The organism is Embleya sp. NPDC008237, assembly GCF_042956465.1.
Taxonomy (GTDB): domain Bacteria; phylum Actinomycetota; class Actinomycetes; order Streptomycetales; family Streptomycetaceae; genus Embleya.
The window spans coordinates 336,002-350,184 of record NZ_JBIBGL010000001.1 but is presented as its reverse complement, the minus strand read 5'-3'; the positions used below and the strand labels follow the sequence as shown (position 1 = coordinate 350,184).

Sequence of the window (14,183 nt, the reverse complement as noted above, 5' to 3'; positions counted from 1 at the left end):
CGCACGGCCGGCCGGATCGCGCCGATCCCCGGACGCGCGGCGGGCCGGTCTCCGGACGAGTCGGGCTCGCGCGCGAGAGGGCCGGCGGGTGTCCCGCAGGTGAGCGGCGGGCGACCCACACACAGCCCGTCGACCACATCTGACGCACCGTCAGTTAGTTGGCCTCCGCACCTTATTCCCGCAGGTCGACACGTGCCGCCGGAGCCCGACGCTCCGGTTCGCACCGGACGTTTTCGACCCGCTAACGGTTGCGTTGAATCCATTGACATTGATCGCGCCCACTGCCGTAATTAATCACCGCGCTTAACTGACGACCCGTCAAGGCACGTGTCACCACAGGTGATCGGCCCTGTCCGGGATTCGGCGGTTTCGCGCGAGCGCACGACCGCATCACCGCACGGAACGTCAACAGACCTCGTCAACCGACCAGACCAGCGAGAGGGGGTGACACCGTCGTGTTGCGCCTGCTCGGTCGCAAGTTGCTGGCCCTGATTCCGGTGCTGTTCCTGGTGACGTTCGCGACCACGGCCCTGCCCGACCTGGTGGACGGTTCACCGGTCGCCCAGATGCTCGGCCCCGGCTCCACGCCTCAGGATCTCAAGGACCTGGAGCACGAGTTCGGGTACGACAAGTCGCTGCCCGTCCGATACGTGACCTGGGTGGGCCACGCGCTCACCGGCGACCTCGGGGAGTCGCTGAAGACTCGAACCCCCGTCATGGACGGCATCACCGAGCGTTTCCCGGTGACCTTGGAACTCGCCGTCTTCGCCCTCCTCATGGCCCTGATCGTGGCCGTGCCGCTGGGTGTGTGGACGGCCGCGAAGGCAGGCGGTCGCGTCGACCGCGTCGTGGGCGGCGTGTCCTCGGCGCTGCTGTCGATCCCCACCTTCGTGAGCGTGTTCCTTCTCGTCTACTTCTTCGCGAACCGGGAGATGATCGCGGCGTTCAAGCCGACGGGATGGGAGTACATCTCGATCGACTTCGCCAAGAACATCGAGTTCGCGTTCCTGCCCGCGCTCGCGCTGGCCCTCGCCGAGATCCCCCAGTTCCAACGCCTCCTGCGCAGCGACATGCTCGCCACGCTCCAGGAGGACTTCATCCTGACCGCCCGGTCCAAGGGCCTGTCGACGTCGTACGTACTGTTCCGACACGCCCTGCGGCCCTCGTCGTTCTCGCTGCTGACCGTCTCCGGACTGACCCTGGGCCGGCTGATCGGCGGCACCGTCATCGTCGAGTCGTACTTCTCCATCCCCGGCCTGGGGCAGGGCATGTACCAGGCGATCAACGGCAAGGACATCCCGGTCGTCCAGGGCACGGTCGTGGTGATCGCGATCGTCTACGTGCTGCTCAACACGCTCGTGGACATCGGCTACTCACTCATCGACCCGAGAGTGAGGGCCCGATGAGCACACTCGAAACCGCCCCGGAGCCGGCCCTCGGCGCGGCCGAACCGACGGGCCTGCGACCCTCGCAGATCAAGCGGGCCAAGAGCGGCAAGGCCCGCAAGCGGCCCAGCGTGCTGCTGTGGTTCGCGATCGGCTGGATGGGCATCGTGCTGCTCGGCGCGGTGCTGAGCCTGATCGCCCCGGGCGTCTTCCCGCACGAGTACGGGCAGGCGTTCGGCGACGCGAAGCAGAAGCCGTTCTCGGCCTGGCCCGAGTTCCTCGGCACCGACGGTCTCGGCCGCAGCCACCTGACCCGGCTCGCCTTCGGCGCGCGCGTGTCGATGATCGTCGCGCTGGTGTCGGTCGTGGTCGGCGTCATCATCGGTGGTCTGCTCGGCCTGGTCGCGGCCTACTTCCGCGGCATCACCGAGATGATCATCGACCTGTTCTCCGACGCGCTGCTGGCCTTCCCGCCGCTGATCCTGCTGCTCGCGCTGTCCTCGGTGTACGAGCCGTCGCAGACCAGCATCACCGCGGGTCTGGCCGTGCTCACCATCCCCGGCTTCACCCGGCTCACCAAGGCGAGCGCGATCGCCCAGTCCAACCGCGAATACGTCACGGTGGCCAAGGCGATGGGCGCGGGACCGGGTCGGATCATCTTCAAGGAACTGTTGCCCAACACGTTCCCCGCGGTGATGTCGTACTCGGTGATCGTGATGGCCGTGCTGATCGTCGCGGAGGGTTCGCTGTCCTTCCTCGGCCTGAGCATCCCGCCGCCGATGCCCAGCTGGGGCGGCATGATCAACGCCGCCCGGGACGACCTCTCGCTGTATCCGGCCCAGGTGTTCGTGCCCTGCGGGGTGCTGTTCCTGACCGTCTTCTCGCTGAACGTCATCGGCGACCGGCTGCGTGCCAGGTTCGACGTCCGCGACACCAAGCTGTAGCCGAGGGATCGACGGCGGTCCCGCCTCCCACGGGACCGCCGTCGGCCTCGTTCTTCGACCCCCTCACACAGACGGGACCGCACACATGGACGGGATCCAACAGCCGCGCGGCGCGAAGGTGGCGTGGTGACCATGGCGGAGCCGAAGACGACCGGCTCGCCCACGCCGGACGAACCACTGCTGCGGGCCACCGATCTGCGGGTGCACCTGGACACCCCGCGCGGGCTGCTCAAGGCGGTGGACGGGGTGTCCTTCAGCATCGAACGCGGCGAGACGCTCGGCCTGGTCGGCGAGTCCGGCTCGGGCAAGTCGATGCTCGTGCGCTCGCTGATGGGCATCTGCCCCTCGATCGCCAACATCCACGGCAGTGTGCGCCTGGACGGCCGCGAACTGGTGGGCGTACCGCGCAAGGAGGCCCGCAAGATCTGGGGCAACCGGATCGCGATGGTCTTCCAGGACCCGATGACCTCGCTCAACCCGGTGCTGCGGATCGACCGACAGCTCACCGAGTCGATGCGGCTGCATCTGGGCCTGGGCAAGAAGGAGGCCGGCGAGCGCGCGATCGAACTGCTCAAGCTGGTCGGCATCCCCGAACCGATCAAGCGCGCCCGGCAGTACCCGCACCAGCTCTCCGGCGGCATGCGCCAGCGGGTGACCATCGCGATGGCACTCGCCTGCGACCCCGACGTGCTCATCGCGGACGAGGCGACCACCGCGCTGGACGTGACCGTGCAGCGGCAGATCCTCGACCTGCTCCAGGAGATCCAGGCCGAACGCGGCATGGGCATGATCCTGGTCAGCCACGACCTGGGCGTGGTGGCCGGGCGAACCGACCAGATCGCCGTGATGTACGCCGGTCGCATGGTCGAACACTCCCCCACCGCAGACCTGTTCCTGCACCGCCGGCATCGCTACACCGAGGCCCTGCTGGGCGCCGTGCCGCGCCTGGACGTGCCCCGCGACCAGCGCCCGCGGGCGATTCCCGGCGTCCCGCCGGACCTGGTCACGCTCAAGTCCGGTTGTGCGTTCGCGGCCCGCTGCACGGCGGCGGACGACCTGTGCCGCGAGGAGCGACCCGAGCTCGGCGACGAACTCGGCGCACACCGGTTCGCCTGCCATCACCCCGTAGGCGAGGACGTCGCGCCCGCCGAGGGTGTCGAGAGCGGGCAGCCGTCCCTGATGAAGGAGGCCTCCGCATGACCGCCGACGGCACCGCGCCGGGCGCGCTCGCCCTGGACGACAAGCCCGCCGCCGAGACCTCGACCGGCACCGATCCGCTGCTCACGGTCACCGACCTGGTCCAGCGCTTCCGGGTGCCCGGCGGGATGATGAACGCGGTCGCGGGCGTGAGCTTCGAGCTCGGGCGCGGCCGCACGCTGGGCCTGGTCGGCGAGTCCGGGTGCGGCAAGTCCACGCTGGCCCGGGCCATCCTGCAGTTGACCAAGCCGTCCGAAGGCTCGGTCCGGTTCGACGGGCAGGAGCTCACCACCCTGCCCAAGTCCGGTCTGCGCACGATGCGTCGGCGAATCCAGATGGTGTTCCAGGACCCCATCTCGGCGCTGAATCCGCGCCGGAAGATCTTCGACATCGTCGCCGAGGGCCTGGTCATCTCCGGCATGTCCGCCGAGGAGATCCGCCCGCGGGTGGAGGCGGTGCTGCGCCAGGTGGGCCTGGACCCGGAGTTGGTCTCGGACCGGCGTCCGCACCAGTTCTCCGGCGGCCAGTGCCAGCGGATCGCCATCGCCCGGGCCATGGTGGTCGACCCGGACCTGCTGATCTGCGACGAGCCGGTGGCGTCCCTGGACGTGTCGGTGCAGGCGCAGGTGCTCGACCTGCTCGACGAGATGAAGAACCGCACCGGCGTGTCGATGATCTTCGTCGCGCACGACCTCGCGGTGGTGCGCAACATCAGCGACGACGTCGCGGTGATGTACCTGGGCACCATCGCCGAGACCGGCGACACCGCGGCCATCTACGACTCGCCCGCGCACCCGTACACCCGCGCCCTGCTCGACGCGGTGCCCGCGCCCGACCCCGCGGCGGCGCCGGCCGGGCCCTCGCTCAAGGGCGAGATCCCCTCGCCGATGAACCCGCCCAGCGGCTGCCGGTTCCGCACCCGCTGCCCGATCGCGCGCGAGGAATGCGCGGCGCACGTGCCGACGCTGCGCGAGATCGCGCCGGGACACCGGGTGGCGTGCCACTTCCCGCTGGTCGGCGAGGCGGCGGTGTTCGAGCGGACCACGCCCGCCGTCGAGGCCGCACCGGGCGCCGAGCCCGAGCCGAAGCCGAAGCCGGAACCGGGGGCCGAGCCCGAGCCGAAGCCGAAGCCGGACCCGGAGGCCGGGGCCGAGCCGAAGCCGGAACCGGAGGCCGGGGCCGAGGCGAAGCCGGAACCGGAGGCCGGGGCCGAGGCGAAGGCGGAACCGGAGGTGGAGCCGGAGGCGAAGGCGGCACCGAAGGCCGAGCCCGAGCCGAAGGCCGAGCCCGAGCCGAAGGCCGAGGCCGACCCCGAGCCCGAGGCTGCGGCCAAGGCCGACGCCGAGCCCGAGTCCGGCCCCCGAACCGAGCCTGGAACCGAGCCGAAGGCCGCACCCGACGCGACCAAGCGGGACTGACCGCCGACCCCCGACGCGGTACGGCCGACCCCGGGCCGTACCGCGTCGCTGTGCGTACACGCCCGTGTCCGGGTCGACCGTGCGGGGGTCGAATCGGGCATCCCGTCGACGATGCGACACGTGTCGAGTTGTAGCCTCACGGCGCTGACCGCGCTCATCGCGCGGCATCCGGCCATCGGCCGGCCTGCTCCATGCTTGAGGACGTTTTCTGTGGCACACGCACGACCTTTCGCCCTTCGGGCACGCCGTCGCACCGCCGCCGTGATCGCGGCAATCGGCCTGTTGGCCGCGGCCGGCTGCGGCTCCGAGTCCGGTGAGGCCCCCAGCGCGGTGGGCACCCCCCGAGCCGGCGGCTCGCTGGACATCCTGGCCACCTCCGACGCCCGCAGCCTCGACCCGTTCCTGCCCTCCTACGCCGCGCAGGCGGACGGAAACCGGATGGCGGCCCTGTACGACAGCCTGGTCTGGACGAACCCCGTCACCGGCTCCGTACAGCCGCAGTTGGCCGAGAGTCTGGCCCCGGTGGAGGGCGGCGGCAACAAGATCTGGAGCCTGCGGCTGCGGCCCAACCTCAAGTTCACCGACGGCACGGTCTTCGATGCCGCGGCGGTCAAGATCAACTGGGACACGCACGCGGTGCCCACCACCAAGTCGCGACAGCGGGACGCGACGGTGGGCATGAAGAGCCAGATCGGCGCCGACGCGCTGGAGCTGCGGATCATCCTGGACAAGCCGAACGGCAACTTCGACCGCCTGGTCGCACGCAGCCTGTCCTTCATCGCCTCGCCCAAGGCGATCGCCGAGGGCGTCGACAAGCTGGCCGAACGCCCGGTCGGCGCGGGCCCGTTCATGCTGCGCCCGGGCGACTGGGTCAAGGGCGACCACCTGACCCTGGTGAAGAACCCGAACTACTGGCAGGGCCCGGCCAAGCCGTATCTGGACAGCCTCACCTTCCGTTTCGAGTCCAGTGGCAGCGCGGCGGTCGACAAGGTCAGGAAGGGCAAGGCCGACGTCGCCAACGTCAGCGACGCGTTCACCCTCAAGGCCGCGCGCGACGCGGGCGTCGGCGTCGAGTCGCTCGCGCTCTCCGGCGGCCAGTTGCTCAGCTTCGACACCTCCGGCGGTCCCACCGCCAACCCCGAGGTGCGGCGTGCGATCGTGCTGGCGCTGAGCAGCGAGGAGATCAACAGGCGCGTGTTCGGCGGCGCGGGCACCCCCGCGCGCGGCATCTTCAACCAGGCCACCGCGTTGGCCAACCCGCAGCTGTCCGCGCCGGAGAACAAGCCGAAGCAGGCCGCGGAGCTGTTCGCCAGGGTGACCGACAACGGCGCCAAGCCGATGCGGCTCAAGTTCTTCGCGCCCAAGAGCGGCGCGATCGACGAACTCGGCCGGTACATGAAGGAAACGCTGGAGAAGTACCCCGGAGTCGCGGTCGACGTGGAGACCGCCGACCTGGCGGAGTTCGTCAAGCGCTCCAACCTGGCCGAGGCGTTCGACGTCAAGGTCAGCCAACTGCTGGCCGACGATCCCGAGCCGGTGGTGTACCAGTACCTGCACCGGGGCAGCCCGAGCAACTGCTGCTTCTACGGCGACGACGTGGTGGACAAGGCGCTCGACGACGCCCGCAACACCACCGACCCGGCCCGACGCCGGGCCGCCTACACCCAGCTCCAGCTCCAGTTGGACCGGGACATGCCGCTGTGGGTCTACCAGGAGGCGGTCGTGGCCGGCGTGTTCCACTCCGGGGTGACCGGGGTGCAGCTGTCCAACGACGGCATCTTCCTCTTCGATCGCATCGGCAAAAAGGCCTGACAGGTCATCAGAAGTACAACAGTGACCCGATCTTGATGGACCAGACCGCCGGAAGGCAGTAGAAAGAGACGGCACCCTTACCAGTCGGTTCGTGGAGGCCGGGAATCACCTTGGTGATTCCCGGCCTTCACGTGTCTCGCCCGAGGGTTGCAGACAGTCGCGTACCACGCACCACCGCACAACAGCACAGCCGCACGGACGCACCACCATGCTCCACCCGGGGCGCCGTCGCCCTCTCCCCCCGAGTCGGCCGACGTACCCGGCACCAAGCACGTCCGCCGCCCGGCCACAGACGCCCGGACGGTCCGTCAGGTGAAGGTTGGCCCTGCAGTGACTCGTACTTCCCTGTTGTCCCTTCGATACACGCGCCGTCCCCGTCCCCGGCGCCGAATAGCCGTGCTGGTCGTCGCGACCGCGCTGGCCACCGTCCTCGCCGGTTGCGGGGACGACGACAAGACCAAGCCCTCGGCCGCGGGTACGCCCAAGCAGGGCGGCTCGCTCACGATGAGCCTCCCGGGCGACTCCACCAGCCTGGACCCCTTCGCCACGTCGTATGTCAACGTCGCCGACGGCAGTCGCATGTCGGCGCTCTACGACTCGCTGGTGTGGACGGACCCCAGCACCGGCAGCATTCGCCCGCAGATCGCCGAGTCGCTGGCGATCAACGGCCCCAAGGCCGACACGTGGCGACTCAAGATCCGTCCGAACGTGAAGTTCAGCGACGGCACGGTGTTCGACGCCGAGGCCGTGCGGTTCAACTGGGACCGGCACAAGGACCCCAAGGTCGGTTCCTTCCAGCGGGGCGCGGCGAGCGTGATCCTCTCGCTCAACGTCAGCGACCCGCTCACCCTGGACATCAAGCTGATCAGCGAGAACGCGAACTTCGACCACCTGGTCACGCGCAACCTCGGCTACATCGCCTCGCCCACCGCGCTGCGGGCGAGCCCCACCGGGATCGGCGACAAGCCGGTCGGAGCCGGGCCGTACAAGCTGGTGCGGTGGGAGCGCGGGGTCAAGCAGACCTACACCCGCAACCCCGACTACTGGCAGTTGGACAAGGGTCTGCCGCATCTGGACAACCTGACCATCACGGTGGACACCGACGTCAACCACTCGGTCGGCGCGGTCGACGACGGCAAGACCGACCTCACCGTCGCGGTGGACCCGCTCGCCGTGGCGCAGGCCGAGGAGAAGAAGCTGGGCGTGACCCGCATCGGCCTCAACGGCGGCCAGATGGTCGTGTTCAACCTGAACGTCGCGCCGTTCAAGGACCTGCGGGCACGTCGGGCATTCGTCTACGCGTTCAACGGGATCGAGATCAACCAGAAGTTCTTCGGCGGCAAGGGCACCCCCGCCAAGGGAATCTTCGCCGCCTCGTCCCCGGTGGCCAACATCCAGCTCGCGGCGTCGGAGAACGACCCCCAGCGGGCCAGGCAGCTCTTCGACGACGTGACCGCGGGCGGCACCAAGCCGCTCAAGTTCACCTACTGGGTTCCCCAGGCCCCCGCCTCGATCCGGGTCGCGGAGTACATGAAGTCGGTACTCAACACCTACCCCGGGGTCCAGATGGAGGTCAAGGTCGTCGACATCGCGACCTATGTCCGGACCGTCCGAGGCGGCACCACCGAATGGGCGGCGGCTCTCGGTCAACAATGGATCGACGACCCGGAGCCGGGCATCTACGATCTCCTGCACAGCAAGAGCATGCCGAACAACAGCAGTTACGAGAACCCGACGGTCGACACCGCGCTCGAGGACGCGCGCAGGACGACCGACCCCGCCCAGCGACGTGACGCGTACACGCGTGTACAGCTGCAGGTGAACAAGGACATGCCGTTCTGGGTCTACCAGGAAGCGGTCACCGCCGCGGTCCACAACCCCAGGATCACCGGCATCCAGTTGGCCAACGACGGCGTCGTCCTGTGGGACCGGATCGGCACGACCGGCTAGTCGATCGACTCGTCCCGCCCGGGTTCCGTGACCCCGGGCGGGACGCCCCGCCGTACCCGGCCGGCGCGCGACATTCGGTCCCCTCGCGCGGCTCGCGCGAGCCACCGCACCACAGCGCTACCGCACTTCCGGAACGACTGCACGACTGCACCGACGCACGAGGCACGTTCGAACCCCACAGTGATAGGTAGGTAGGCCGGCAGTGGTACTCCACCCGAAGACACCCCTACGACGACCACCGTGTCGCGGCCTGCGCCGCCGACTCTCCCTCGCCCTCGGGCTCGCCGCGGCCACCGTGCTGGCGACGACCGGCTGTGGCCTGGGCTCGTCCGACTCGGGCGGCTCGTCCGGCGAGCCCGAGCACGGCGGTTCGGTCACGATCCTGATGCCCGGCGAGGAGCGTGGGCTCGATCCGTTCACCGCGTCCTACTCCAGCGTGGCCGACTCGAACCGGTTGTCCGCGCTGTACGACGTGCTGGTGTGGACCGATCCGAGCACGGGTGGGGTACGCCCCAAACTGGCCGAATCGCTGGTCTCCGACCAGAGCGCGCGGATCTGGACCCTGACCCTGCGTCCCGACGTGCGCTTCAGCGACGGGAGCCCGCTCGACGCCGGCACGGTCAAGGCCAACTGGGAGGCGCATCGCGACCCCACGGTGCGATCGCTGGTCGGCGGTCCGCTGCGCGGTGTGCAGCTGACCGAACTCGGCCCGCTCCAGCTGCGCATCGAACTCCCGTCCTCCAACGCCAACTTCGACCACACCATCGCGCGCAACCTCTCCTTCGTCGCACCCCGGCGACTGGCCGGCACACCCGAGGGCCGTTACGAGCTCAAGCACGCGCCGGTCGGTGCGGGCCCGTTCAAGGTGAAGAGCTGGGAACCGGGCCGGGAGGTCCGGCTGGAGCGCAACCCCCTGTATTGGCAACGGGATCGGCCCTACCTCGACGAGGTGGTCTTCCGGGTGGACAAGGACGTCGAGGGCAGCAACAAGGCGATCCAGGCCAAGCGGGCCGACCTCACCCTGAGCACGGATCCGCAGAGCATCGCGCAGGCCCGCGCGGACGGCCTGGTCGCCGAGGACGCCCGGCTCAACGGCGGCCTGATGGTCGCCTTCAATGTGCGCAAGGGGCCGTTCCAGGATCCGAATGCCCGCCGGGCGACGGCACTGGCGCTCAGCAGCACCGAGATCAGCCGGCGCTTCTACGGCGGCCGGGGCGAATCGGCGCGCGGCATCTTCGACAGCGCGTCCCCGCTCGCGAACGTCAACCTGGCTGCGCCGGAGAATCGGCCCGAGGAGGCCCGCGCGCTGTTCGCGCAGGTCACCAACAACGGGAAGAAACCGTTCGTCTTCCGCTATCTGGTGCCGGACAGCGCCAAGATGCGCGCCACCGCCGAGTACATCCGGCAGACCCTGGAGGGTTTCCCGGGCGTGACCGTGATCGTCGAGGTCACCGACATGGCCTCGCTGGTGACCCGGTTGGCGGGCAACGACTTCGACGCCACCGTCTGTCAGCTGTGGGCCGACGACGTGGAGCCGACGATCTACCAATTCCTGTACAGCAAGGCCGGTTTGAGCAACATCACCGGCTACGCGAACGACATCGTGGACACCGCCCTGGAGGACGGTCGGCGCTCCACCGACGCCGGTTCGCGGCGTGATGCCTACACGCGGCTGCAGAACCAGGTCAACCGCGATCTGCCGTTCTGGGTCTACTCGTCGGCGGTGATCGGCGCCGTGCACCGCTCCGACCTGGTCGGGATCCAGCTCTACAACGACGGCCTGATCCACTTCGACGCCATCGGGCGGCGCTGATGAGCGGCTGACCCCCACAGACCCGGCCGGGTGGCCGGCCCGGCGCAGCGATCTCGGCGCCGGACCGTCCCCCGGCCGTGCACCACCGCACCATCACACCCGATCCGAACGGGGACCGGGTGTGCCTTGTGACAACGGAGGAGTCACATGAGCAAGCACCTCGGCAACAACGCACGAAAGCGCGCGGCGGCCGTCGCCGGCGTATCGGCTCTGGCCCTGATCCTCGCCGCGTGTGGCGGCGGGGACGACGGCGCCGGCGGCAAGGCCGATCCGAACGCGTCGGCGGGCGCCAAGAAGGGCGGCAACCTGACCCTTCTGACCGTGTCCGACGCCCGCAGCATGACGCCGTTCAACGCGTCCTATGCGGCGGTCACCGACCTCAACCGCATGCTCGCGGTCTACGACGCGCTGTTCTACGTGGACAACACGCAGAACAAGGTCCTGCCGCAGATCGGCGAGAGCCTCAAGAGCGACGACGGCGGCAAGGTCTGGACGCTCAAGGTCAAGCCGAACGTCAAGTTCAGCGACGGCACCCCGCTGGACGCCGCGGCGGTCAAGTTCAACTGGGAGATGCACGCCAAGCCGGAGGTGCTCAGCCAGCACCGCCCGGCCGCGAGCGGCCTGGGGCTGGAGGTGGTCGACCCGCTGACGCTGAAGATCACCCTGCCGATGCTGAACGCGAACTTCGACCGCACGGTGGCCTCGGAGTTGTCCTACATCGAGTCGCCCAAGCAGTACGCGATCGACCCGAAGGGCGAAAAGCCGGTCGGTGCGGGCCCGTTCGTGCTCAAGACCTGGACCCGGGACAGCCAGATGGTGTTCGAGAAGAACCCGAACTACTGGCAGGGCGCGGACAAGCCGTACCTGGACACGCTGACCATCAAGGTGGTCAACGACGTCAAGCAGCAGGTCGACACGATCAAGGCCGGCGGCGCCGACATCACCTTCACGATCGACCCGCAGAAGACCAAGGCCGCGCAGGAAGCGGGCCTGGGCGTCACGCCGTTCACCCTCGACGGCGGCCAGATGATCGTCTTCAACACCTCGACGGCGCCGTTCGACGACCCGCGCGCCCGGCGTGCGGTGGCGCTCGCGCTCGACCCGGCCGACCTGAACCAGAAGATGTACGCGGGCACGGCGACCCCGGCCAAGAGCATCTTCCACAGCGGCAAGACCTTCACCGACCCCACCGCCGCGCAGCCGAGCCCGAACAAGGTCGAGGCGCAGAAGCTCTTCGACGAGCTGGCGGCCGAGGGCAAGCCGGTCAAGTTCAACTACCTGGTCCCGGAGAACCCGACCTCCAACGCGACCTCCGAGTACACCATGACCGCGCTCAACGCGTTCAAGAACGTCGAGGTCAAGCTCGACAAGGCCGAGGTCGCCAGCTACTACCTGCGGCTGACGGTGCAGAAGAACTTCACCGCGGCGCTGTACCAGATCTGGTCCAGCGACCCGGAACCGGTGCTGTTCAACAGCCTGTTCTCGCAGACCCCGTTGAACTTCACCGGCTACAAGAGCCCGGAGGCGGACGCGGCGCTGATCAAGGGTCGCTCCACCACCGACGAGGCGGCGCGCAAGGCCGCGTACGCGGACCTGCAGAAGGTGCTCGTCAAGGATCTGCCGATGCTCGCCTACCAGGAGGCCGTCACCAACATCATCTCCGGCCCGCGGGCCGTGGGTGTCGTCGGCGTCCAGGACGGCGGCATGCTGATGGACCGGGTCGGCCTGAAGTAGTCCGCCGCCGGGCCCGGATCATCCCCGGCTGATCCGACGCACCGTCACCATCCGTGTTCGGGAGGCTCGTTCGCCAGGTGCGGACGAGCTTCCCGGCCGGTCCGCGGCAGCCGGGGGCAGGTTTTCCGACACGATTCGACAACTGTCTGTAACGATGTAACAGATCGGCTTACAGGTCGTGCAAGTTGCGCCCGGTGGTCCTACGGTGTGCCGCACGCAGTACCGATTCGGCTGTTCCCGCTCCACGCTCATGGCTCCCGGCACCACTTGTGTTGTTCCCCGGCGGAGGTGGCAAGAACGTTGTCTGCACGACGCACGACCGCACGTCGCACGACTCTCGTTACGATGATGGTGGTTCTCGGCATCACGGCCACCGCGTGTGGCGGTTCGGACGACTCCGGATCCACGGGCGGCAAACAGTCGACCGTCCAGGGCGAGGCCAAGTCCGGCGGCAGCATGACCATGCTGGCCGTACAGGACTCCGCCTCCCTCGACCCGTTCAAGTCCGCGTCCGTCGCGGTGGCCGACGAGCCGCGGCTGGCGGCCCTGTACGACCCGCTGTTCTACATCGACGCCGCGGACAACTCGGTCAAGGCGCACCTGGGTGAGAGCCTGACCACCGCGGACAACGGCAAGACCTGGCAGCTCAAGGTCCGCCCGGGGGTCAAGTTCTCCGACGGCACGCCGCTCGACGCGGCCGCGGTCAAGTTCAACTGGGACATGCACGCCAAGGCGGAGACCCAGTCACAGCACCGCCAGATAGCCGCGGGACTGACCAGCAAGGTGGTCGACCCGACCACGCTGGAGGTCACCCCGCTGGGCATGCCGAACGCCCAGCTGGACCGTGCCATCGCCATCGACCTGACCTACATCGCCTCGCCCGCCTCGCTGGCCAAGGGGCCGGACGAGTACCGCAACAAGCCGGTGGGCGCGGGACCGTTCAAGCTGGAGAGCTGGACCCGCGGCAGCCAGCAGGTCTACGTCAAGAACGAGAACTACTGGCAGAAGGACAAGGGCCTGCCCAAGCTGGACAAGCTGACGATCAAGAACGTGCCGGACATCAAGCAGCAGTACAACACCATCAACGGCGGTGGCGCGGACGTCTTCATCAGCTCCGACAACGCCACCATCGCGCAGGCGGAGAAGGAGATCGGCGTCGTCCAGCGCTCGGTCGACGGCGGTCAGATGATCCAGTTCAACATGACCAAGCCGCCGTTCGACGACCTGCGGGCGCGGCAGGCGATCACCCTCGCCCTCGACCCGGCCGGGATCCCCAAGACGCTGTCCAACGGCTACGTGCCCGCGAAGGGCTACTTCGCCCAGAAGTCGCCGTTCTTCGACCCGGCGAACGTGCAGGCGAACCCCGACAAGGCCAAGGCCAAGCAGCTCTTCGACGAGCTGGAGCGCGAGGGCAAGAAGGTCGAGTTCACCTACCTCCTGCCGCAGAACCCGTCCTCGGTCAAGGTCGCCGAGTGGATGCAGACCCAGCTGGCCGAGTACAAGAACGTCTCGATGAAGCTGGAGTCGCTGGAGATCGGCGCGTACATCGAGAAGTACGCGCTGCGCAAGGACTTCCAGGCGATGCTCTTCCAGCAGTGGCTGGTCGATCCGGAACCGCTGACCTTCAACAACTGGTTCTCCAAGAGCCCGACCAACTTCATCGGCTGGAACAACCCGGCGGTGGACGGCGCGCTGGTGGCCGGCCGCAGCTCGACCGACCCTGCGGCCCGCAAGAAGGCCTACTCGGACCTGCAGAAGGCGATGGTCGCCGATCTGCCGGTGTGGACGTACGCGGAGTCCTCGATCGGCGTCCTGTTCAACAAGAAGGTCACCGGTGTCGTGCAGTACAACACCGGCGTCTTCTTCATGGACCGGATCGGCATGAAGTAGCCCGCCCCCGTAGCCGTTCGGCCCCCGTCCGCCACGCGCG

At 68.6% G+C, this 14,183-nt stretch carries 9 protein-coding genes; all 9 read left to right on the top strand.

What is annotated here, in order from left to right; all coding sequences use genetic code 11:
* Positions 1–455: 455 nt before the first annotated feature.
* Positions 456–1,406 (top strand): ABC transporter permease, encoded by a 951-nt coding sequence (locus ACFZBU_RS01415; RefSeq protein ID WP_360310631.1) that lies wholly within the window; start codon positions 456–458, stop codon positions 1,404–1,406.
* On the top strand, positions 1,403–2,329 hold the full coding sequence (locus tag ACFZBU_RS01410; RefSeq protein ID WP_391581391.1) for an ABC transporter permease: 927 nt from the start codon (positions 1,403–1,405) through the stop codon (positions 2,327–2,329). The genes ACFZBU_RS01415 and ACFZBU_RS01410 overlap by 4 nt, the downstream gene beginning before the upstream one ends.
* Positions 2,330–2,461: 132 nt before the next feature.
* Positions 2,462–3,529, top strand: coding sequence for an ABC transporter ATP-binding protein (locus ACFZBU_RS01405; protein WP_391581390.1), 1,068 nt, complete (start codon positions 2,462–2,464; stop codon positions 3,527–3,529).
* Positions 3,526–4,944 carry an oligopeptide/dipeptide ABC transporter ATP-binding protein gene (locus ACFZBU_RS01400; protein ID WP_391581389.1) on the top strand — a complete coding sequence of 473 codons (1,419 nt, stop codon included), beginning with the start codon at positions 3,526–3,528 and terminating at the stop codon, positions 4,942–4,944. Before ACFZBU_RS01405 ends, ACFZBU_RS01400 begins: the two co-directional genes overlap by 4 nt.
* 261 nt (positions 4,945–5,205) lie before the next feature.
* A complete protein-coding gene (locus tag ACFZBU_RS01395) occupies positions 5,206–6,756 on the top strand; it encodes an ABC transporter substrate-binding protein (protein ID WP_391581388.1) in 1,551 nt (516 codons plus the stop codon).
* Positions 6,757–7,086: 330 nt separating this feature from the next.
* Positions 7,087–8,706, top strand: coding sequence for an ABC transporter substrate-binding protein (locus tag ACFZBU_RS01390; RefSeq protein ID WP_391581387.1), 1,620 nt, complete (start codon positions 7,087–7,089; stop codon positions 8,704–8,706).
* Positions 8,707–8,908: 202 nt separating this feature from the next.
* Positions 8,909–10,519, top strand: a complete 1,611-nt coding sequence (locus ACFZBU_RS01385; protein WP_391581386.1) for an ABC transporter substrate-binding protein — start codon at positions 8,909–8,911, stop codon at positions 10,517–10,519.
* Positions 10,520–10,666: 147 nt separating this feature from the next.
* Positions 10,667–12,253, top strand: coding sequence for an ABC transporter substrate-binding protein (locus tag ACFZBU_RS01380; RefSeq protein ID WP_391581385.1), 1,587 nt, complete (start codon positions 10,667–10,669; stop codon positions 12,251–12,253).
* Positions 12,254–12,598: 345 nt separating this feature from the next.
* Entirely contained in the window at positions 12,599–14,143 is a 1,545-nt protein-coding gene (locus tag ACFZBU_RS01375; RefSeq protein ID WP_391581384.1) for an ABC transporter substrate-binding protein, read from the top strand.
* The last annotated feature ends 40 nt before the right edge of the window (positions 14,144–14,183 follow it).

Coding starts and splice junctions, on each gene's coding strand:
- ACFZBU_RS01410 (WP_391581391.1), top strand. CDS start 1,403: ATGAGCACACTCGAAACCGCCCCGGAGCCGGCCCTCGGCGCGGCCGAA.
- ACFZBU_RS01405 (WP_391581390.1), top strand. CDS start 2,462: ATGGCGGAGCCGAAGACGACCGGCTCGCCCACGCCGGACGAACCACTG.
- ACFZBU_RS01400 (WP_391581389.1), top strand. CDS start 3,526: ATGACCGCCGACGGCACCGCGCCGGGCGCGCTCGCCCTGGACGACAAG.
- ACFZBU_RS01380 (WP_391581385.1), top strand. CDS start 10,667: ATGAGCAAGCACCTCGGCAACAACGCACGAAAGCGCGCGGCGGCCGTC.
- ACFZBU_RS01375 (WP_391581384.1), top strand. CDS start 12,599: ATGATGGTGGTTCTCGGCATCACGGCCACCGCGTGTGGCGGTTCGGAC.